General features: G+C 75.0%; 17 protein-coding genes. 5 read left to right on the plus strand and 12 right to left on the minus strand.

The window, feature by feature from the left end:
• Positions 1–24: 24 nt before the first annotated feature.
• Positions 25–1,014 (plus strand): glycine betaine ABC transporter substrate-binding protein, encoded by a 990-nt coding sequence (locus tag RM780_RS21725; protein ID WP_311632518.1) that lies wholly within the window; start codon positions 25–27, stop codon positions 1,012–1,014.
• 67 nt (positions 1,015–1,081) lie between these two features.
• Here the strand turns inward: RM780_RS21725 and RM780_RS21730 are convergent, their stop codons facing one another.
• The 3 genes from RM780_RS21730 to RM780_RS21740 form a co-directional block, all read right to left on the minus strand.
• Entirely contained in the window at positions 1,082–2,719 is a 1,638-nt protein-coding gene (locus tag RM780_RS21730) for a flavin monoamine oxidase family protein (RefSeq protein ID WP_311632519.1), read from the minus strand.
• Positions 2,720–2,851: 132 nt separating this feature from the next.
• The gene (locus RM780_RS21735) at positions 2,852–3,163 is read right to left on the minus strand and encodes a hypothetical protein (RefSeq protein ID WP_311632520.1); all 312 of its coding nucleotides are present in this window, start codon (positions 3,161–3,163) and stop codon (positions 2,852–2,854) included.
• Positions 3,115–3,885: a hypothetical protein gene (locus RM780_RS21740; RefSeq protein WP_311632521.1), complete on the minus strand. Its 771-nt coding sequence runs from the start codon at positions 3,883–3,885 to the stop codon at positions 3,115–3,117. Before RM780_RS21740 ends, RM780_RS21735 begins: the two co-directional genes overlap by 49 nt.
• Here RM780_RS21740 and RM780_RS21745 point away from each other — a divergent pair.
• The gene (locus RM780_RS21745; RefSeq protein ID WP_311632522.1) at positions 3,874–4,239 is read left to right on the plus strand and encodes a MarR family transcriptional regulator; all 366 of its coding nucleotides are present in this window, start codon (positions 3,874–3,876) and stop codon (positions 4,237–4,239) included. The genes RM780_RS21740 and RM780_RS21745 overlap by 12 nt on opposite strands.
• Here the strand turns inward: RM780_RS21745 and RM780_RS21750 are convergent.
• From RM780_RS21750 to RM780_RS21765, 4 genes are all read right to left on the minus strand, one after another.
• Positions 4,232–5,173: a carbohydrate ABC transporter permease gene (locus tag RM780_RS21750; protein ID WP_311632523.1), complete on the minus strand. Its 942-nt coding sequence runs from the start codon at positions 5,171–5,173 to the stop codon at positions 4,232–4,234. The genes RM780_RS21745 and RM780_RS21750 overlap by 8 nt on opposite strands.
• A gap of 6 nt (positions 5,174–5,179) precedes the next feature.
• Positions 5,180–6,103 carry a carbohydrate ABC transporter permease gene (locus RM780_RS21755; RefSeq protein WP_311632524.1) on the minus strand — a complete coding sequence of 308 codons (924 nt, stop codon included), beginning with the start codon at positions 6,101–6,103 and terminating at the stop codon, positions 5,180–5,182.
• Between the two features lie 83 nt (positions 6,104–6,186).
• On the minus strand, positions 6,187–7,494 hold the full coding sequence (locus RM780_RS21760) for an ABC transporter substrate-binding protein (RefSeq protein WP_311632525.1): 1,308 nt from the start codon (positions 7,492–7,494) through the stop codon (positions 6,187–6,189).
• A gap of 55 nt (positions 7,495–7,549) precedes the next feature.
• Entirely contained in the window at positions 7,550–9,325 is a 1,776-nt protein-coding gene (locus tag RM780_RS21765) for an alpha-glucosidase (RefSeq protein ID WP_311632526.1), read from the minus strand.
• A 473-nt stretch (positions 9,326–9,798) separates the two neighbouring features.
• Here RM780_RS21765 and RM780_RS21770 point away from each other — a divergent pair, with 473 nt between their 5' ends.
• The gene (locus RM780_RS21770) at positions 9,799–11,046 is read left to right on the plus strand and encodes an ROK family transcriptional regulator (RefSeq protein ID WP_311632527.1); all 1,248 of its coding nucleotides are present in this window, start codon (positions 9,799–9,801) and stop codon (positions 11,044–11,046) included.
• Between the two features lie 33 nt (positions 11,047–11,079).
• Here the strand turns inward: RM780_RS21770 and RM780_RS21775 are convergent, their stop codons facing one another.
• The 5 genes from RM780_RS21775 to RM780_RS21795 all read right to left on the minus strand — a co-directional run bounded on the left by RM780_RS21775 (position 11,080) and on the right by RM780_RS21795 (position 17,371).
• Positions 11,080–11,730, minus strand: coding sequence for an SIMPL domain-containing protein (locus RM780_RS21775; RefSeq protein ID WP_311632528.1), 651 nt, complete (start codon positions 11,728–11,730; stop codon positions 11,080–11,082).
• 22 nt (positions 11,731–11,752) lie between these two features.
• The gene (locus tag RM780_RS21780; RefSeq protein WP_311632529.1) at positions 11,753–14,053 is read right to left on the minus strand and encodes an NACHT domain-containing protein; all 2,301 of its coding nucleotides are present in this window, start codon (positions 14,051–14,053) and stop codon (positions 11,753–11,755) included.
• Positions 14,054–14,209: 156 nt separating this feature from the next.
• Positions 14,210–15,823 (minus strand): MFS transporter, encoded by a 1,614-nt coding sequence (locus RM780_RS21785; protein WP_311632530.1) that lies wholly within the window; start codon positions 15,821–15,823, stop codon positions 14,210–14,212.
• Positions 15,824–15,901: 78 nt separating this feature from the next.
• Entirely contained in the window at positions 15,902–16,477 is a 576-nt protein-coding gene (locus RM780_RS21790) for a helix-turn-helix domain-containing protein (protein WP_311632531.1), read from the minus strand.
• A 234-nt stretch (positions 16,478–16,711) separates the two neighbouring features.
• Positions 16,712–17,371: a GntR family transcriptional regulator gene (locus tag RM780_RS21795; protein WP_311632532.1), complete on the minus strand. Its 660-nt coding sequence runs from the start codon at positions 17,369–17,371 to the stop codon at positions 16,712–16,714.
• Positions 17,372–17,477: 106 nt separating this feature from the next.
• Here RM780_RS21795 and RM780_RS21800 point away from each other — a divergent pair, with 106 nt between their 5' ends.
• On the plus strand, positions 17,478–18,653 hold the full coding sequence (locus RM780_RS21800) for an acyl-CoA dehydrogenase family protein (protein WP_311632533.1): 1,176 nt from the start codon (positions 17,478–17,480) through the stop codon (positions 18,651–18,653).
• A 76-nt stretch (positions 18,654–18,729) separates the two neighbouring features.
• Positions 18,730–19,737 carry an alpha/beta hydrolase gene (locus tag RM780_RS21805; protein ID WP_311632534.1) on the plus strand — a complete coding sequence of 336 codons (1,008 nt, stop codon included), beginning with the start codon at positions 18,730–18,732 and terminating at the stop codon, positions 19,735–19,737.

A 19,737-nucleotide genomic window follows, 5' to 3' on the forward strand; every position in this document is an offset into this window, starting at 1 on the left:
GCCCGTCCGACGTTAGGAAGCCCCATGCGCCCGCTCATCCGCCGCCGGCCCACGCCCGCCCTGCCCGCCGCGGCCCTCAGCGCCGTCCTGGCCGTGACCGCCGCCGGCTGCTCGCTGGAGTCCTCCGGCGGCGACGCGGATCCCGGCAGCCTCGCCGAGCACGCCTCGCTGGAGGGCGCCTCCCTCACCGTCGGCTCCAAGGAGTTCACCGAGCAGCTGGTCCTGTGCCAGGTCACCGGCCTGGCCCTGCGCTCGGTCGGCGCCGAGGTCTCCGAGGAGTGCGGCCTCCAGGGCAGCAACACCACCCGCAGCGCCCTGGAGTCGGGCGACATCGACATGTACTGGGAGTACACCGGCACGGCCTGGATCAACTACCTCGGCCACACCGACCCGATCGGGGACCCGGCCGAGCAGTACGCGAGGGCCGCCGAGCAGGACCTGAGCGAGAACGACGTCAGATGGCTCGCCCCCGCCCCGGCCAACAACACCTACGCCATCGTCGCGCTCGCGGACCGGGCCGAGGAGCTGGGCGTCTCCACCCTCTCCGAGTACGCCGCGCTGGTCCGCCAGGAGCCCTCGGCCGGATCGCTGTGCGTGGCAGCCGAGTTCGCCGGACGGGACGACGGCCTGCCGGGCCTTCAGGACGCCTACGGCTTCGAGGTCCCCGACGGCGACCTGGCCACCATGGCGGCGGGCGCGATCTACGAGGCCGTGGCCGGCGGCGACCCCTGCGCCTTCGGGGAGGCGGCCACCACCGACGGCCGCATCCCGGCCCTGGGCCTGACGGTGCTGGAGGACGACGAGGGGTTCTTCCCCGTCTACAACCCGGCGCTGACCGTGCGCGAGTCGGTGTACGCGGAAAACCCCGACCTGGCCGCCGTGTTCGAGCCGATAGCCGCGGCGCTGACCGACGCCGAGCTGCAGGACCTCAACGCCCAGGTGGACCTCGACGGCCTCGACCCCGAGGACGTGGCCCGCGACTGGCTCGTGGCCCAGGGCTTCATCGGCGGCTGAGCGCTCCCCGCGTACGGCCGGCCCCGATCGCCGGGGCCGGCCGCCGGGACGCCGCGCCCGCGGCCGTTCACCCCAGACCGCGGGTCAGGGCCCGGGAGTCGGGCACGCGGGTGACCAGGGGCACGGACCTGGGCTGCGTGCCGTCGAGCTGGCCCAGGACCCACTCGGCCGACATCATCGCGCCCTCCATCCAGCCCGGCAGCGGCGAGACCTGGTCGCCCAGCACGTGGAAGCCGCCGTGCGGCTCCAGCAGCCGCCGGTACATCTCGGTGTCCCTGGCATTCCCCACCCGCCAGTCCGCCCAGCCGCCGCGCTGGAAGGGCACCCGGTGCCAGGCGATCGACAGTCCCTTCTCCAGCGGCACCGCCTCGTCGGTCCACCGCTCCGGGTGCAGCTCGCGGGCGCCCTCGCGGGCGGCCAGCAGCCGCTGCTCCCAGGACATCGCGCCCAGCGCCTCGGCGTCCTCCTCGTAGTTGTAGGCGCCGGTGAGGGTCCCCCTGGCGGCGAACCAGTCGTTCGAGGGGTACCAGATCTGCGTGATGAGGTGGTCGGTGTAGCTGATGCCGCCGAAGATCTGCTCCCGGTCGGACTCCCAGAACCGCTCCTCGGCCTGCCAGCCCACCTTGCAGGTCGGCGCGAAGCGCACGTGCTCGATCGCCTCCCGGTACGGCGCGGGGAAGCCTTCGAGGGCCACCGACCGGCTCAGCACCGGCAGCGGGATCGAGCACAGCACGTGGTCGACGACCCGCCCGCCGGGCGGCCCGTTCCGCCAGGTGACGCGCACCCGCCCGTCGCGCAGCGCCTCGATGCCGGTGACGGGGGAGTCGAGCTGGACGCGCTCGGGCCCCCAGCGCTCGCGGAGGGCGTTCACGAAGCCGCGCACCACCCGGTCCATCCCGCCCACCGGCTGGAACAGCGTCGGCTGCCACAGGTACTCCTGCGGCTGGTAGAACATCGTCTCCGACCAGAACCGCGAGGCCAGCAGCCGCTCCAGACCCAGCGGCGGCGCCGGCTCGGGGTCCTCCCAGGGGTCGTACATCCCCATCGGCCCCCGGTACCCGGCGCGGGTGGAGCCCCGGTAGCGGAAGTCCCCGTCCAGGTCGCCGAAGACCCGCAGCAGGTCGCACAGCGCCCGCCTCTGCGCGTCCAGCGGCGGCAGGCCGTTCTCCAGCAGCGAGCGGGCCAGGCGTTCGGCGATGTGCCCGCGGGTGTCGTGCGTGACGCGGCGGTTGGGCAGCGGCTCGCCGCCGAGGCCGGCCGTGGCGTGGACCCGGTTGGCGGCCGTCTCCATGACGTAGACCTCCAGGGCAACGGCCAGCTCCCGGCAGTACCGCAGCACCCGGCGGTGGTGGTGCGGGATGCGTCCGGGGCCGAGGTTGAGGTACAGGCCCTCGTCGAAGGCGCAGGTGTGCGCCCACGTCTCGGAGCCGTGCGTCTCGCGGATGACCGTGCCGGTGCGGGCCGTGAAGTTCCGCCCGCCGGCGCGCGGCTGGGCCTCCACGACCCGGCAGCGCTCGACGCCGGCGGAGAGCAGCTCGTAGGCGGCCGTCAGCCCCGCGACGCCGGCGCCCAGCACCAGCACCGAAGCGTCGCGGGGCAGGCCGGGGGCGACCGTGACGGCGCCCCGCCGGGCCGTGGCGTACGGTGCCGCGGCGCCCGTCATTGCCCGGTACAGGCCCGTGGTCGCGCCCGGGGTGAAGTCCATGCGGGTGTCCTCCCTGCGGTGTGCCGTCGAAGGCCGTGCAGGGAAGGCTTCCGGGGACCGGGGATCGCCAAGGGCCGCCGGGGGCGGCGCACTTGTTGAAGCGCGTGAAATCGCCCCCGGCCGGCCCCCGGCTCAGGCCCGGGTGAGTCCCCGGCCGCCGCCGCCCTGGCGCAGCGGGGGTATCCGGCGCTGGGCCGCAGCCGCGGCGGCCAGGTACCGTTCCTCGGGGACCAGGGCGTACTCCCGCAGGCAGGCCTCGGTGACCTTGATGACGTGCTCGTCCCCGTGCTCCGCAGCCCGCGCGGCCGGCTCGCCGGGCGCCGGCACCGGCAGGGCCCCGGCCTCCTCGCGCCAGGCCGCCGTGCCCTCGCCGTCGCGCCCGGTGGTGAACGCCATCAGGAAGGCCGTGCCCACCTGCCACAGCGCGGCCAGCGAGGGCTCCACCAGGCCGGCCGGTGGGGGAGGACCAGCCGCACGGCGGCCGGGGCGGTCACCCCGTGCACCAGCGGCACCGGGTACACCTCCGGGTGGTGCAGGCAGACGTCGGCGCAGCGCAGCGTCAACTCGCCCAGCAGCCGCGGCGCCTGGTCGGCCGCGGGCAGGCACGGGGCCTCCTCGTACCCGGGCAGGGAGCCCAGGCGGGCCAGCCGCCCGGCCGCCATCCCCGGCCCCGGGCGTTCCCCCTCCTGGCGCGGGGGCCGGGGCACGGCCGCGACCGCGGCGGCCAGGTCGTGCGTTCCCGTCAGGCGCGGCTGCCCGGGCAGCGCGGTCCAGCGGGCCGCCCAGTAGGCCAGGCCCCGGGCCGGCTCGGTCAGCTGGGCGGGGGTGGGCTCCTCGGCGGCGGCCAGGCCGCGCACGGCGTGGGCGGTGCGGATCACGCCGTGCGTGAGTCCGGCCCACAGCCCCGGCAGCAGCCGCGGCCACCAGCGGGCCAGCACCTGCCGCCAGGGGGCCTCGGCCAGCTCCCGCGCGAAGAGCACCTCCCAGTCCCCGCTGCGGTCGAAGGCGCCCAGCGCCGGCCGCCAGGAGGAGGCGTCGGCGGGGTCCAGCGCGAAGCGGGGGGCCGGCGGCTCGTGGTGGGGCATCGCCGCCCGGTAGTCCTCGACCCACCGCGCGACCTCCCCGGGGTAGCCGAGGACGGCCAGCGCCTCACGATGGAGGAGCACGGCCTGACCCCGCGCCACGGCGCGCTGCTCCCGCAACTCCTGGCCTCCGAGCGCCCGCTGACCGTGGGCGAGCTGGCCCGCCGGATGCGCGTCTCCCTGCCGACCGCCAGCGAACTGGTCGGCGCCCTGTACCGCGCCGGGGTCGTCGAGCGCCGCCCCGACCCCGGGAACCGCCGCCGCGTCCTGGTCTCCCTCGCCCCCGCCTTCCACCCCGCCGTCGAACGCCTCGTCACCGCCCGCGCCGCCCCCCTGCTGCGCGCCCTCGACGCCCTCTCCCCCCGTGACCGCGCCGGCTTCCGCGCCGGCCTGGAGGCATGGGCCCGCGAGGTGCAGGACCAGGGCGCGGTCACTTGACCGCGCCGGCGCTGATGCCGCGGGTGAGGGTGCGCTGGAAGACGAGGAAGAAGGCGATCATCGGGACGACGCCGAGCAGGGCCGCGGCGCTCATGGCGGTCGGGTCGCTGCTGTACTGGCCCTGGAGGACGGACAGGCCCAGCGGGACGGTCTGGTTCTCGCCGGAGATGAGCAGGACCAGCGGCATGAGGAACTCGTTCCAGCTCCAGACGAAGAAGAAGACGCACATCACCGAGAGGGTCGGCCAGCTCATCGGCAGGACGATGCGCCACAGGGTGGTCCAGCGGCTCGCGCCGTCCAGGGCCGCCGCCTCCAGCAGCTCGCGGGGAAAGCCGGCGAAGACCGAGGTGAGCAGGTAGGTGCCGAAGGCGCTGTAGACGACGCCGATGAGGAGCGTGTAGCCCAGCTTGGTGTCGTACAGGCCCACTTCCCGGAAGACGTAGTAGACCGGGTAGACCATGCCCTCCTGCGGCAGCACGTTGACCGCCAGGAAGAAGACGAGGAAGGCGTTGCGCCACCGGACCCGGCCGATGCCCAGGGCGTAGGCGTTGAACAGCGCCAGGACCACGGCGATGAGCACCACGCCCAGGCTGATCTGGACGCTGTTGACGAGCTTCTGGGTGAAGCCGACGCGCTCCCACACGTCGGCGAGGATGTCCCAGTTCCACTCCTCGGGCCAGGACAGGGGGCCGTTGTTGCGGTAGTCGGCCGAGGTCTTGAAGGCGTTGGTCACGATGACCAGGAAGGGCGCGACGAAGGCCAGCACGAAGGCCGTGACCGCGGCCGTCACCGGCCAGAAGAGCAGGGGCCGGCGGGCGCGGGCCCGGGGCAGGCGCGTGTCGGCCCGGCCCGCCCGCCGGGAACGGCCGCGGCCCCTGCCCGGCGTGGTCGGTGCGGGGAGGCCGGCCGGTGCCTCGGGGGTGGTGAGTGTCATGGCGGGTCACATTCCTCGGTCGTCGCTGTTCTGGCGGAAGAGGAAGACGGCGGCGATCGCCATGACCATCACGGTCATCACGGTGGAGATGGCGGAGCCGTAGCCCACGTCCGCGCGCTCGAAGAAGTTCTGGTAGGCGAAGTAGGAGGGCACCAGGGTGGCGTCGCCCGGGCCGCCGCCGGTGAGCACGTAGATCTGGGCGAAGACCTTCAGGCCGGCGATCGTGGTGGTCACCAGCACCACGTAGAGCTCGGGCCGCAGCAGCGGCGCCGTGATGCGGGTGAACCGCTGGAACCAGGACGCGCCGTCCAGGTCGGCCGCCTCGTACAGCTCGGGGTCGATGCGCTGCAGGCCGGCGAGGAAGAGGACCAGCGGATAGCCGAGCTGCATCCATACCAGGACGGCCAGCACGCTCCACAGCGCCAGGTCGCGGTCCCCGAGCCAGTTCTGGGTCAGGCCCCCCAGGCCGACGGCCTCCAGCAGGTCGTTGACCGCCCCCTGGGGGGCGAGGATCCAGCCCCACATCAGGCCGGTGACGGCCACCGGGATGACCTGGGGCAGGTAGAGGCCGGAGCGCAGGCCGTTGACCAGGGCGGCGGGGGCGCGCTTGGCGATGTGGTCGAAGAGGACGGCGGCCAGCATCAGGCCGAGCAGGGTGGGCACGACGGCCATGCCGAGGATGATGAAACCGATGTTCCGGAACGACGCCCAGAAGGTGTCATCCTCCAGCAGCCGGGTGTAGTTGTCGAGGCCGGCCCACTCGGGGTCGCCGATCCCCTGCCAGGTGGTGAAGCTGTAGCCGATGGTCATGGCCAGGGGCACGACCAGGAACAGCAGGCACAGCAGCAGGCCGGGTGCCAGGTAGCCGCCGTAGCCCCTCGCGGCCGTCGGCCGCCGCCACAGGCGTTGCGGGAGTGTTTTCTGCGTCACGTGTCGCTCCTTGCCGCGAGGGCGGCGGCGGGCCGGGGGTGCGGCCCGCCGCCGTTCGGTGCCGATGCCACCTGCGCCCGGCCTCAGCCGAGGGAGGCGGCGAATTCCTCGTAGGGGCCGGCGATTTCGTCGAGGAGGTCCTCGGGGCGGGCGCCGTTCATCAGGTTCTGCACGGCGGCGACATAGGTGTCGTAGTAGCCGGCGATGGGCCAGTCGGCGTACAGCGCCAGGCCGTTGTTCTCCTCCAGCGACTGGAAGCCGGTGATCACGTCGCGGGCGCGCTCGTCCTCGATGTCGGCGGGGTCCACGGAGACGGGGACGCTGCCCTCGTTGCCGAGCAGGGCCTGGATCTCGGGGGACATGGTGATGTCGATGAAGTCGTAGGCCAGTTCCTGCTGCTGGGAGCGGGCGGGAACGACCCAGAGGTTGCCCGCCGAGCCGGGCGCGAGTTCGCTGCCCGGGTAGGGCAGGGCGCCCCACTCGAAGTCCCGGATGTCGTCGGCGAGTCCGCCGTACCACCAGTTCCCGCCGACCATGATCGGGTGCTCGCCGGCGACGAAGCTCTCGGTCATGTCGTTGCCGACCAGGCCGACGGAGTCCTCGGCGAAGTAGCCGCGGTCCAGCCACTCGCGGTAGGTCTCGGCGGCGTAGGTCCACTCCGGGCCGCCGAAGTCGGTCTCGCCCCGGAACTGGTAGTTCTCGACCCACTCCTGGTCGGCCTGGGTGAGGGCCAGGAGGTAGAGCCAGTGCTGGGCGGGGTGGTCGTTGCCGGCGTTGGCGATCGGGGTGACGCCCTCGTCGGCGAAGCGCCGGAGCGCGGTCTCGAAGCTCGCCTGGTCGGTGGGGACCTCGATGCCGTACTCCTCGAACATGTCCTGGTTGTAGTACATCAGGACGTATTCGCCGTAGTTGGGGATGCCGTACCAGCGGTCGCCGCCCATCCGGCCGCTGTCGTCGTAGCGCGCGGCGGTGGAGAGGTTCTCGCCGAGCATGTCCGCCCAGCCGCGCTCCTGGGCGACCTCGGTGAGATCGGTGAGCAGGCCCTGGGAGGAGAGCAGCCCGGCAGTGGCGTTGCCCTTGTTGTACTCCATAAGGTCGGGGGCCTCGTCGGAGTTGAGCACCATCCCCGAGGTCTGCTGCATCTGGTCGAAGGTCCGCAGCTCGAACTCGACGGTCACGTCCGGGTGGGTGCGCTCGAATTCCTCGATCGCCGCCTGCCAGGCCGTGCCGAGCGCGCCCTCGGGGTCCTCGTAGTGCCAGATGGTGAACGTCTGCCCGCCGCCGTCGCCGGATCCGCCGCAGCCGGAGGCCGCCAGCAGGGAGAGGGTCGCCGCTGCCGCCGCCAGGGCCGCGCGGACGGATCTCCGGGTGGGTATCCGTGGGAGTGTCATGGTGGTGCCTTTCTTCACTGCGCTGTGCGTGCCCGCGGGGTGGGTGCGGTCGCGGTCAGGGGAGGCGACGGGTGAGGACCCTGGCTTCCCAGGGGCCGAGCGGGAGGGAGCCGGCCGGCGGGAGGGGGTCGCCGGGCACGTTGGCGATCAGCGTCCGGGCCCCGCTCCAGCCCTCCGGGAGGGGGAACGCCGTCGGCTCGGCGCCGAAGTTGGCCGCCACCAGCAGCTCGGTGCCGCTGTCGGCGTGCCGGCGCAGGAAGGCGTAGACGCGCTCGTCCTCGGGCGCCAGGAGCCGGAAGTCCCCGTGGACCACCGCGGGTTCGCTGTGGCGCAGCGCGATCAGGCGCCGGTAGTGGTGGAAGACGGACTCCGGGTCGTCGAGCTGGGCGGCGGCGTTGACCTCGGTGTGGTCGGGGTTGACGCCGATCCATGGCCGGCCGGTGGTGAATCCGGCGTGCGGGCCGGCGTCCCACTGCATCGGGGTGCGGGCGTTGTCCCGGCTGCGGGCGCGCAGGGCCGCCATGACCCGGGCCGGGTCCTCGCCGGCGGTGACCGCCTCCCGGTGGTGGTTGAGGGACTCGATGTCGCGGAAGTCCTCGATGGCGGCGAAGGGGGCGTTGGCCATGCCCAGCTCCTCGCCCTGGTAGACGTACGGGGTCCCGCGGTGCAGGTGCAGGACGGTGGCCAGCAGGGTCGCGGAGCGCACGCGGTGGGCCGGGGAGTCGTCGCCGAAGCGGGAAACGACGCGGGGCTGGTCGTGGTTGTTCCAGTACAGGCTGTTCCAGCCGGTCTCGTTCAGGCCGGTCTGCCAGCGGGCGAGGGACGCCTTGAGGTCCGTCAGCCGCAGCGGCCGGGGGTCGAACTTGCCGCCGGGTCCGGCGTCGAGCCCGACGTGCTCGAACTGGAAGACCATGTCCAGCTCGGCCCGGGCCGGGTCGGTGAACCGCCTGGCCTCCTCGACGGTGACGCCGGGCATCTCGCCCACGGTCAGCAGGCGCTCCCCGCGGCCGGCGAAGACCTCGCGGTGCATCTCGGCGAGGAACTCGTGGATGCGCGGGCCGCAGACGTAGAAGGGGTGGCCGTCGCCGTACCGGGCTCCCTCGGGCACGCGGCCGTCGGGCAGGGCCGGGTCCTTGGATATGAGGTTGATGACGTCCATCCGGAAGCCGTCCACGCCCCGGTCCAGCCACCAGCGCATCATGGCGTGCACGGCCTGCCGGACCTCGGGGTTCTCCCAGTTCAGGTCGGGCTGCTTGCGGGCGAAGGTGTGCAGGTAGTACTCGCCGCTCGCCTCGTCGAAGGTCCAGGCCGGGCCCGAGAACCAGGAGGCCCAGTTGTTCGGCTCGGCCCCGGGCGTTCCCGGCTCCATGCCCGGCCGGGCCGGGCGCCACCAGTACCAGTCGCGTTTCGCGCTGCCGGGACCGCCGTCCCGGGACTCCCGGAACCAGGGGTGCTCGTCGGAGGTGTGGTTGACGACCAGGTCCATCACCAGCCGCATGCCGCGGTCGTGCGCGGCGGCGAGCAGCGCGTCGAAGTCCTCCAGGGTGCCGAAGACCGGGTCGATGTCCTGGTAGTCGCTGATGTCGTATCCGTTGTCGGCGTGCGGCGAGGGGTACACCGGCGAGAGCCACAGCACGTCCACGCCGAGCCGGGCCAGGTAGTCCAGCCGTCCCGTGATGCCCGCTATGTCCCCGATCCCGTCTCCGTCCGAGTCGGCGAAGCTGCGCGGATAGATCTGGTAGACGACGGCCGACTTCCACCAGGGCTCGCCGGTGGCCGGCGGGCCGGCCGGAGACGGGGCCTGGGAAAGGGCTGCTGAAGAGAAGGACACCTGCTGCTACCTCGCATCGCTCGGGCATCGCTGTGCGCCGCTCCGGCGGCGCGCAGGGCTTATTTGTAGGCTGGAAGTTTCCTGGCGTCAACCCCCCGGAAACATGCGCGCGAAATGAATTGCGGGCCCCGGAGGGCCAGGCCGCGGCTCCGCGCGGCCCGGCGGCGAGGAGAACGGGGGCGCCCGTGCCGGCGGGGGTTCCGCTTTCGCCCCATGGGGCCCGGATGCGGCGGCCGGGGCGGGGTGGCCGCCCCCCCGGGGCCGACGGCGCGCGCGGGCTAATGTGCAGCGAGCAAGGAAGTGAGGGCGGGCTCCGGGGCCCGCCCGGCGTGCGGGGAGCGGGTCAGCCGGGGCCGAACTCCTCGGCCGGACAAGGCTGTCGGCCACCCGGAGGCCGGGGCCGCCGGCCAGCCGACGGCCCCGGCCGGGGACGCGGGAACACCCCGGTGACGCCGCGCCTTACACTTTCTTTCATGTCTGCAGGTTCCGTGCCCCGCGTGCCGCCCACTGCCTCCGCCACCGCGGGCACCGGCGAGAACGGCTTCCCCCGGGTGGTGGTGGAGCGGGAGGTGCCGGGCGTGGTCGCCGACGACACCAGGGCGGCGATCTTCGCCGAGGTGCTGACCGCGGGGCCCGCGTCCCGCACCGAGCTGGCGCGGCGCCTGGGCCTGTCCCAGTCCACCGTCACCCGGGCCGTCAACCCCCTGATCGAGACGGGGTATCTGAGGGAGATAGGGGCCCGGGCCTCGGAGGGCGGCCGTCCCCAGCGCATCCTCGCGGTCGCCCGGGACCGGCACCTGGTGCTGGGGGTGAAGCTGGCCCCGCAGAGCGTCACCGCCGTGCTGACCGACCTGGAGGCGACCATCGTTTCCCGCAGCCGCCTGCCGGTCGCGGCCGGCGCCGAGCCCGAGGACGTGCTGACCCTGGCGGCGCAGGCGGCGGCCTTCCTGCTGGCGGCCGACCACCGCTCCGCCGACCGCCTGCTGGGCGCCGGAGTGGGCCTGGGCGGCCACGTGGACTCCCGCACCGGGCGCTGCGTGCGCTCGGGCGTGCTGGGCTGGGAGGACGTGGACGTCGCCGGGCCGCTGTCGGCGAAGCTGGGCCTGCCCGTGGTGGTGAACAACGACGCCAACGCCCTGCTCGTCGCCGAGCGGTGGTTCGGCGCCGGCCGGGACAGCGAGTCCCTGGCGGTGGTCACCGTGGGCGCCGGCATCGGCTGCGGGCTGCTGATCGGTGGCGGGCTGTACGCCGGCTCCGGCGGACTGGCCGGGGAGCTGGGCCACGTGCCCGTGCAGCCCGACGGTCCGCCGTGCTCCTGCGGGAACCGCGGGTGCCTGGAGTCGGTGGCGGCCGACCCCGCGATCCTGCGTGCGATCTCCGAGGCGTCGGGCGTTCCGTGCGCGTCCATCTCCGAGGCCCTGGCACGGGCCGCCACGGGCGAGAGCGCGGCCCTGGAGGCGTTCGCCGTCATGGGCGAGGCGCTCGGGCGCGCCCTGGCGACCCTGTGCAACCTCGTGAACCCGCAGAAGATCGTGCTGACCGGCGAAAGCCTGCGCGCCTACGAGTACTTCGGCCCCGCCTGCCGCGCGGCGATGGCGGCGCACGGCTTCTCCACCGCCGCGGCGGACTGCGAGCTGGTGGCCCACCCGGCGGACGACGACGTGTGGGCCCGCGGGGCCGCCTGCCTGGCCATCCGGGAAGCGGTCCAGGCCACGCGCTGAGGCCCGCCGCCGGTCCGGGCGGCGGCGGCCCGTTCAGCCGTCGATCAGGGAGAAGCCCAGGAGGACGGCGGCCTGGACGCGGATCGCGCCGGGGGCCAGGTCGGGGTCGCCCGCGGGCGGGGAGGCGGAGGACCCGGCGCGGGAGGGGGCGGGAAGGCGTTCGGCGTCCACGTCCGTGATGTGGATGACGGGGCCCAGCCGCACCCCGGCGGCCTCCGCGTACAGGGCCGCCTTCTCGCGCGCGGCGCCCACCGCCCGCACCCGCGCCCGGGCCCGCAGCTCCGGCTTGGTGGAGACGTCGAACTCCACGCCCCGCACCTCGTGCGCCCCCGCCTCCACCAGCGCCACCAGCAGCGGCTCCAGCGCGTCGAGCTGCCGCACCGTGACGGCGAAGGAGGCGCTGCACTCGTAGCCCAGGAACTTCCGCTGGCCCCCGCCGTAGCTCCAGGCCGAGCGCAGGTTCAGGCGTGAGGAGGCCACGTCCGCGTCCCGCACGCCGTGGCCGCGCACCACCTCCCGCACCCGGTTGACCGCGCCGCGGGTGACCGACAGGGACTCCGCCGGCTTCTGCCGGGTCTGGCTGACGGCCAGCCGCACGTGCGCCAGGTCCGGCGCCGCCGACACCCCGGCGGACCCGAACACCGAGACGCCCCACGGCGATTCGATCGACTGTGATCCATGCATGCGGCCCATCCAACACGACCGCTCAGCGGCGGCCCAGGGCGATGCGGCGCTGGAGGGCGATGTGCCGGAACTGGTAGTACGCGCCCACCTGCCGCAGCACGCCGCGGCCCTCGTGCGCGTCGGCGAGGAAGCCCATCAGCCGCAGCGGCAGGTCCCGGCGCAGCGCCAGGTGGCAGCGGGCCACCGTGAACGCCCCCCACGCGCCCTGCTCCCAGGCCGGGATGAGGCCCACGGCCGCGCCGATGCCCGCGCCCGCCAGCGCGCTGACGGTCACCGCGAACGCCATCCCTCCCGCCGCGTCCTCCGCGGCCCGGTACACCAGGCCGCCCAGGACCCCGCCCGTGACCGCGCCCGCGGCGCCGACCACGCCGATCAGGCGGAAGAACGTCCGCCGGTCCTGCGCCAGCAGCGCCGCCGGGCCCACGGCCGTGGCCACGTCGGCCGACCCGGCCCGCCACCCGTTGGTCACCCCGAACGTCAGCCCGCACAGCACCCCGACCGGCAGCCCCACGCCCGCTCCGAAGGCGATGGCCGCGCTCACCCCACCCGCCAGGCCCACCGCCACCCCGCTCCAGCTCCAGGCCCACCGGATCTGCGCGGCGGGGGAGTTGCCCGGTTCCCCGAGCGTCAGCCCCGTCATCAGGCCCGCGACCAGGCCCAGCAGCAGGCCGTGCTCCCGGTCCAGCAGGGCCCAGCCCGCACCCCAGACCGCCGCGCCGAGCAGCAGCCAGCGCAGGTTCCACAGCCGGCGCGCCACCGGGCCGGGGCGGGCGCGGGCGACCCGCTCGTCCAGCCGCCCGGCCAGGGCGTTGGCCACGGCGAACGCCGGCACGCCCACCGTCGCCCACGGCGCGGACAACCCACCCTCCGCCAGCAGCGAGCGCAGCAGCCCCTGCACCAGGCACAACACGCCCAGGCCCAGCACCAGCCCGCAGGCGGCCTCCGCCAGCAGCCGGGGCAGCCGCCGCGGCACGGCCAGGCGCAGCTCCCACCACGCCAGGTCCGGGGCGCCGCGCAGGTTGCGCTCCAGGTGGCGCGCCAGCTCGGACAGGGCGCGTTCCGCCCGGGGGCCGGGCCAGCGTTCACGGGTCCGGGGGCCGGGGCCTGGCCGGTAGGCCGCGGGGACGAACGCGTCGTACAGGTGCGTGCGCACCGCCTCCGCGGTGGGCAGGGCCCGCCGGTCCAGCAGCTCGCCCGGGTCGGGCAGGGCGCCGGCCCGCTCCCCGTCGCGCGGGTTGTAGACCACCCGCGCCAGGGAGAGGACCAGCGGGTTGTCCAGCGCCCCGGCCACCGGGGCGCCCGTGCCCAGGCGGGAGATGACGCCCTCCCAGCGCGCCGCCGAGGCCGTGCCCGCCCCGCCCGCGTCCCGCCGCAGGAACGCGGCCACCGTCGCCGGGGCCAGCGGCAGCACCTCCACGCCCGCCGCGCCCCACAGGTGCACGGGCAGGCCGGCCGGCGGGTCGGTCACCGCGCGGTAGGGGCCGGTGAGGCTGGAAAGCACCACGCCCTGGCCCGGGGGCAGGTCCTGGTTGATCCGGCGCAGCGCCAACGGGCGGACGGAGGGCGGGAGTTCGTCGAAGCCGTCCAGGATCGGCAGCACCCGCCGCTCGTCCAGCAGGGCGCGGGCGCGGGTGCCCTCCCGGGCGCCGGGGGCGGGGTTGCCCAGGCCGCGGTAGTCGGTGGCCAGCCGGCCGGCGAGCCAGTCGTTCAGCCCCTGCGCGGCCGGGTCCCAGGTGCCGAGCGTGAAGAGCACCGGCACGGGGTCGCCGGGCCCTGCGCGGTCGGCCAGGAGGGAGAGCAGCAGCCGGATCAGCAGCGTGGACTTGCCCGCCCCGCGGGCGCCGAGCACCACCAGGCGCCGGGTGGGCACGCGGTGGGCGAGGACCCCGGCGAGCGCGGTGCCCTCGCCCGCGAGCTGGGCCGGGTCGGTGGCCCAGCCCGCCGGGTCCGCGGCGGGGCGGCCGGGCCAGGAGCGGGCCTCCGCGCGCAGCACGTCGAGGGGTTCGGCCAGCGGAGCGGGCGCGGCGCGCCAGGAGACGGGCAGCAGCGGGGCGTCGTTGAGCCCGCGCCGCTGGAGCTCCTTGTGCCAGCCGTCGCGGACGGCACCGGCCAGCACCTGGGCGACGTCGTCCAGGGACGGCTCGGGGCGGGCGGTGCGGAAGCTGTCCCAGGACTGGTAGAGCGAGGCCAGGCCGGGCAGCAGGCCCGCGAGCAGGCCGGGCACGCTGAGCTGGAAGCGGGCGGCCAGGGCCACGGCGCCGCCGATGCCCGCCACCGCCAGGCCGAGGAAGATCCATCCGGCGCGCGCGGAAGCTGGCGGCATCTGTCCCCTCAAAATCCCCTGGCCGATGGCGCGTTCATCATGCCAACGCCCGGGCTGCCCCACCAGCCACAGGAACGGATCCGCCCCGGCGCCCCGCCGCGAGGGGCGGGCGCCGGGGCGGGCGAGGGCTCGGGAGGGGGCGCGGGCGGGGCGGGCTCAGCGCCCGCGGCGGGCGGGGGCGCCGGTCGCCGCGTTGAGCCAGTCCTCGCCGTCCCCGTTCTCCGGGCCCCTGGCCTGCTCCGGAACGGTGGGAGCGGCCTCGCCCGGGCCGCTGCCCGGGACCAGCGGGTGGCGCGGCAGGACCAGCGCCGCGGCCAGCGCCCCGGCCCCGGCGACGGCCGCGCCGACCAGCGTGGCGTTGGACAGCGCCACCTCGAACGCGCGGTCGGCGGCGGTGAGCAGCCCGTCCCCGGCGGGGCCCACGCGCGTGGCCACCGCGTGCGCGCCGCCGAGCGAGTCGGCCGCCGCCTCCCGGGCCGGGAGCGGCAGGTGGTCCAGAGCGGGCAGCTCGCCGCGGTAACGGGTGGTCAGCACGCTGCCCATCACGGCGATGCCCAGGGCGCCGCCCACCTGCATGGCGGTGTCCGTCACGGCCGACCCGGCGCCGGACTGCCCGGCGGGGGAGGAGGCCAGGATGGAGTCCGCGGCCGGGGGCATCGCCAGGCCGAGGCCGAGGCCGAGCAGACCCAGGGCCACCAGCGCCCGGTCCTCGCTCTGCGCGTCCACCGTGGACAGCAGCGCGGCCCCGGCGGCGATGACGGCGAGGCCGCCCGCGATGGTCGCCCTCAGGCCCAGCCGCCGCACCACCATCGGGGCCAGCGCGGAGGTGAGGATCAGCGTGCAGATCGCCAGCATCCGCAGCCCGGCCTCCAGCGGCGGCAGGCGCAGCGCGAACTGGAGGTACTGGGTGACCAGGAACAGTGCGCCGAAGAGCGTGAACGCGACGCAGGTGATGGAGATCGCGGGCCCGGTGAAGCGCGGGTTGCGGAAGAGCACCCCGTCCAGCATCGGCCGCTGTGTGCGGCCCTCCCAGGCGGCGAAGCCGACGAGCAGCAGGAAGCCGCCCGCGATCAGCCCCCACGTGCCCGGCGCGGACCAGCCCCACTCCGGGCCCTGGATCAGCCCGTAGACGAGGGCGACAAGGCCGGCCACGGAGAGACCTGCACCGGGCAGGTCCAGGCCCGCGTGCCGCTCGTCGCGCGACTCGGGCAGCAGCCACGCCCCGGCCAGCAGCGCTCCGCCCGCCACGGGGATGTTGATGAGGAAGACCGACCCCCACCAGAAGGTGTCGAGCAGCACCCCGCCCACCACCGGGCCCAGCGGGACTCCGATCCCGGCCGCCGCCGTCCACAGCGCGATGGCGCGGGACTGCTCGTGCGGCGGGAAGACGTTCCTGATGATGGCCAGCGTCGTGGGCATGATCAGGGCGCTGCTCATGCCCATGCCCGCGCGGAACGCGATGAGCGCCTCCGCGCTGCCGGCGTAGGTGGCCCCGAGGGAGAACAGCAGGAACAGCGTGAGCCCCAGCGACAGCACGCGTTTGCGGCCGAACCTGTCGGCGAGCCCGCCCGCCAGGAGCAGCAGTCCCCCGAAGCCGAGGGTGTAGGCGTTGACGGTCCACTGCATCGCGGTCGCGCCGGCCGACAGGTCGGTCTGGATGTCGGGCAGCGCGATGGTGATGATCAGGATGTCGAGGCCGATGACGATGAGGCTCAGGCTTAAAACGGCCAGGATGAGCCAGCGGCGCCGGAATACGGTTTCGCGGTCCACGAGGGACTCCCTTGGTTCCCTTGGAGCGGGCGGGGGCTGGGTGACGACGGGGGCGGCGGGGCGTGGGCCCCGCGGCGGTCAGGCCGCCCGCAGGCCGCGGACGGTCAGCCGCACCAGGTCGCGCAGACGGCGTTCCATGACCTCGGCGTCCGAGGGCTCCTGGGAGATCCCGAGGACCGCGGCCAGGAGCAGGGCGGCCACCTCCTCGGCGTCGAACTCCTCGCCGATCAGGCGCAGTTCGTCCGAGGCGGAGCGCAGCAGCCCGCTGGTCGTCGTCAGCATGCGGCGGTGACAGGACACCAGCAGGTCCCCGGCGACCCGCTCGGCGTCCCTGAGTATCTCCGCCCGCAGCGGAGGATCGACCGTCCCGCCGAGCGCGCAGGCCTTCACGGAGAGGACGCCGAACAGCCGCTCCTCCAGCGGGCCCTCGGCCCGCGCGGCGCGCTCCGCCGCCTCGGTCATCCCGTCGATCAGGTCGGCGGTGACCGCGCGGAAGACGTCTTCCTTTCCCCGGAAGTGCTGGTACAGCGAGGGCCGGGAGAGGTCCGCGGCCTCGGCGAGCAGCGCCATCGACGTGCGGCGGAAGCCGTACCGGCCGAAGGTGCGCAGCGCCGCGGCCAGGATCTGCCGCTGCCTCGCCTCTGCGTCCAACATGCTGACATAATCTGTACGGAGTGTCAGGGTGTCAAATCGGTGGATCGTCATCTCCCCGGAGCGGGAGGGCCGGTGAGGCACCCTCACGGCACTCAACGACCGGAAGGCCGGGAAATCACTCTTCCCGGCCCTTTCTTTTCCGATCCGCACGGGTCCGCCCCCACGTGCGGGGCAACGCCCGGATGCGCGCCGGTCCGCCGCCAAGCGCCGGGCTCCGCCCCCGGCGCGCGCCCCTCAGGGGCGCTCCAGCACCGCCCCCAGGGCGGCCACCGCCCCCGCGCGGTGGTGATCCAGCCGGCGCACGGCCGCCTCCGCGTCCCCCGCGCGCAGGGCCGCGAGCACGGCCCGGTGCTCGGCCACCACCCGCTCGCGGTTGCCCGGCTCCGCGTAGTAGAGCGAACGGTAGGCGTCCGTGGCGTCCCACAGCGAGCCGATCAGCCGGCCCAGGCGCGGCAGGCCCGAGGCGTCGGTCAGCGCGAAGTGGAAGCGGCGGTTGGCCGCCGCCATCGCCGCCACCTCGCCCGCCGCGGCGGCGCGTTCGACCTCCCGCTGCGCCTCCTCCGCCTCGGGAAGCGCCTCCGCGAGCCGGTCCGCGGCCACCCGCAGCGCCTCCGCCTCCAGGAGCTCCCGGATGCGGTAGACCTCCCGCAGCCCGTCCATCGACAGCTCGGCCACGACGTACCCGCGGTGCGCCCGGTGCTCCACCAGGCCCTCGCCCTCCAGCATCCGCAGCGCCTCGCGCAGCGGCACCCGGCTCACGTCCAGGCGCGCGGCCAGGGCCTCCTGCCGGATCGGCGCGCCGGGCCGCAGCTCCCCGCTGGTGATGGCCCGCCGCAGCTCCCCGGCCACGAACGCCTGGGCGGTCGGCGGACGCCCGCGCACCCCGCTGTCCATCCCCTCGCCCTCCCTGTGGATACTGGATCCAATCCGGACCCACCGGCCACCGTATACCGCCGCAAGACCGGCGGGCCAAGCCCGCGACCAGCCCGAGGAGACCGGCATGACGACGCCACCCGTCCACCCCTTCGACCTGCTCGACATCGACGGGCTGCTCTCCGAGGAGGAGCGCGAGATCCGCCGCACCGTGCGGACCCTGGGGGAGCGGGAGCTGCGCCCGCACGTCGCCGAGTGGTTCGAGAGCGGGCGGATCCCCGCCCGCGAACTCGCCCGCCTCCTGGGCGGGATCGGGGTCCTGGGCATGCACCTGACCGGCTACGGCTGCGCCGGCACCGAGGCCGTCCCCTACGGCCTGGCCTGCCTGGAGCTGGAGGCCGTCGACTCCGGGCTGCGCAGCCTGGTCTCCGTGCAGGGCTCCCTGGCCATGTACGCGATCTGGAAGTACGGCTCCGAGGAGCAGAAGCGGCGCTGGCTGCCCGGCATGGCCGCCGGCGAGACCATCGGCTGCTTCGGCCTCACCGAGCCCGACGCCGGCTCCGACCCCGGCTCCATGCGCACCCACGCCAAGCGCGAGGGCACCGACTGGATCCTCAACGGCACCAAGATGTGGATCACCAACGGCTCGGTCGCCGACGTCGCCGTCGTCTGGGCCCGCACCGAGGAGGGCGTGCGCGGCTTCCTCGTCCCCGCCGGAACGCCCGGCTTCTCCGCCCCCGAGATCACCCGCAAGCTCTCCCTGCGCGCCTCGGTCACCAGCGAGCTGGTCCTGGACGGCGTCCGGCTGCCCGCCGACGCCCAGCTCCCCGGCGCCCGCGGCCTCTCCGGCCCCCTGGGCTGCCTGAACGAGGCCCGCTTCGGCATCGTCTTCGGCGCCCTGGGCGCCGCCCGCGACTGCCTGGAGGCCGCCCTGTCCTACGCCGCCGACCGCACCGTCTTCGCCCGCTCCCTGGCCTCCTACCAGCTCACCCAGCAGAAGCTCGCGGACATGGCGGTCGAGCTGAACAAGGGCATGCTGCTCGCCCTCCACCTCGGCCGCCTCAAGGACGCCGGGCGCCTGACCCCCGAGCAGGTCAGCGTCGGCAAGCTCAACAACGTCCGCGAGGCCATCGCCATCGCCCGCCAGTGCCGCACCCTCCTGGGCGCCAACGGCATCACCCTCGAATACCCGGTGCTGCGCCACGCCAACAACCTGGAGTCCGTCCTGACCTACGAGGGCACCAGCGAGGTCCACGCCCTGGTGATCGGCAAGGCCCTGACCGGGGAGCAGGCCTTCCGCTGACCGGGCCTTCCGCTGCCCCGCACCCAGTTGCTACCGTCCGGTAATCACCGCACGCCGAGCAGCGGGAGGCCGGGCCATGTCCGAGTACCGAGCCGGGGGCCGCGGCCCGAAGGCCGCGTTCATCCGCCTGCTGAGCCGGATCTTCGTCCGGACCACCCTCGCCTGGTGGCCGCTGCGCGGCCCCCTCGCCCGCCTCATGCCGGTGGTCAACCTCGTCTTCCGGCCGCTGCCCCGGCTGCGCGCCACCGAACTGGAGCGCGTGGACGGCGGCACCTGGCGCGGCGAGCTGGTCCGCCCCCGCGGCACCGGCGCCCAGGCCCCCGGCGGGCTGCTCTACCTGCACGGCGGGGCGTTCGTCTTCTGCGGCCTGGCCACCCACCGGCGCGTGGTCGAACGCCTCGCGCTGCGCACCGGCCTGCCCGTGCTCTCCGTGGACTACCGCCAGCTTCCCCACGGCCTGCTGGACGACTCGATCGCGGACGCCCTCGACGCCTACCGGCTGCTGGCGGGCCGCGTCGCGGGCGGCGGCTCCTCCGTCGTCTGCGTCGGGGACTCCGCGGGCGGGCACCTGGCGTTCGCCGTGGCCCTGGAGGCGCGGCGCCAGGGCCTGGCCGGGCCCGGCGGCGTCGTCGGCCTCTCGCCCTGGCTCGACTTCGACAGCCGCGCCAAGGCCGCCCACCCCAACGCCCGCAAGGACGTGTTCATCCCCGCCAAGCGGCTGGACCGGGTCGGCAGGCTGTGCACCGGCACCGCCCCCGGCAGCCCCGTCGACCCGCGCCGCTCCCCGGTCAACGCCGACCTGGCCGGCTTCCCCCCGGTCCTCATCCAGTGCGCCGAGGACGAGGTGCTGCGGGTGGACGCCGAGCTGATGGCCGAACGGCTCGCCGACGCGGGCGTTCCGCACACGCTCCAGGTCTGGGAGGGCCAGGTCCACGCGTTCACCGTGCTGGCGCACGCGCTGCCCGAGACGCGCGCCGCGCTGAACGAGGTGGCCGCCTTCGTCACCCGCACCCTGGGCACCGCCCCGCCCGCCCTCCCCGCCCCGCGCACCGCGCCCGGCCGCGCGCGCCACGCCCGCGGATAG

Origin of the sequence: Streptomyces boetiae (genome assembly GCF_031845405.1) — a bacterium.
Lineage (GTDB): Bacteria > Actinomycetota > Actinomycetes > Streptomycetales > Streptomycetaceae > Streptomyces > Streptomyces boetiae.

Excerpts from the sequence above, each read along its gene's own strand:
- RM780_RS21725 (WP_311632518.1), top strand. The coding sequence starts at position 25 with ATGCGCCCGCTCATCCGCCGCCGGCCCACGCCCGCCCTGCCCGCCGCG.
- RM780_RS21730 (WP_311632519.1), bottom strand. The coding sequence starts at position 2,719 with ATGGACTTCACCCCGGGCGCGACCACGGGCCTGTACCGGGCAATGACG.
- RM780_RS21745 (WP_311632522.1), top strand. The coding sequence starts at position 3,874 with ATGGAGGAGCACGGCCTGACCCCGCGCCACGGCGCGCTGCTCCCGCAA.
- RM780_RS21750 (WP_311632523.1), bottom strand. The coding sequence starts at position 5,173 with ATGACACTCACCACCCCCGAGGCACCGGCCGGCCTCCCCGCACCGACC.
- RM780_RS21760 (WP_311632525.1), bottom strand. The coding sequence starts at position 7,494 with ATGACACTCCCACGGATACCCACCCGGAGATCCGTCCGCGCGGCCCTG.
- RM780_RS21770 (WP_311632527.1), top strand. The coding sequence starts at position 9,799 with ATGTCTGCAGGTTCCGTGCCCCGCGTGCCGCCCACTGCCTCCGCCACC.
- RM780_RS21775 (WP_311632528.1), bottom strand. The coding sequence starts at position 11,730 with ATGCATGGATCACAGTCGATCGAATCGCCGTGGGGCGTCTCGGTGTTC.
- RM780_RS21780 (WP_311632529.1), bottom strand. The coding sequence starts at position 14,053 with ATGCCGCCAGCTTCCGCGCGCGCCGGATGGATCTTCCTCGGCCTGGCG.
- RM780_RS21790 (WP_311632531.1), bottom strand. The coding sequence starts at position 16,477 with ATGTTGGACGCAGAGGCGAGGCAGCGGCAGATCCTGGCCGCGGCGCTG.
- RM780_RS21795 (WP_311632532.1), bottom strand. The coding sequence starts at position 17,371 with ATGGACAGCGGGGTGCGCGGGCGTCCGCCGACCGCCCAGGCGTTCGTG.
- RM780_RS21800 (WP_311632533.1), top strand. The coding sequence starts at position 17,478 with ATGACGACGCCACCCGTCCACCCCTTCGACCTGCTCGACATCGACGGG.
- RM780_RS21805 (WP_311632534.1), top strand. The coding sequence starts at position 18,730 with ATGTCCGAGTACCGAGCCGGGGGCCGCGGCCCGAAGGCCGCGTTCATC.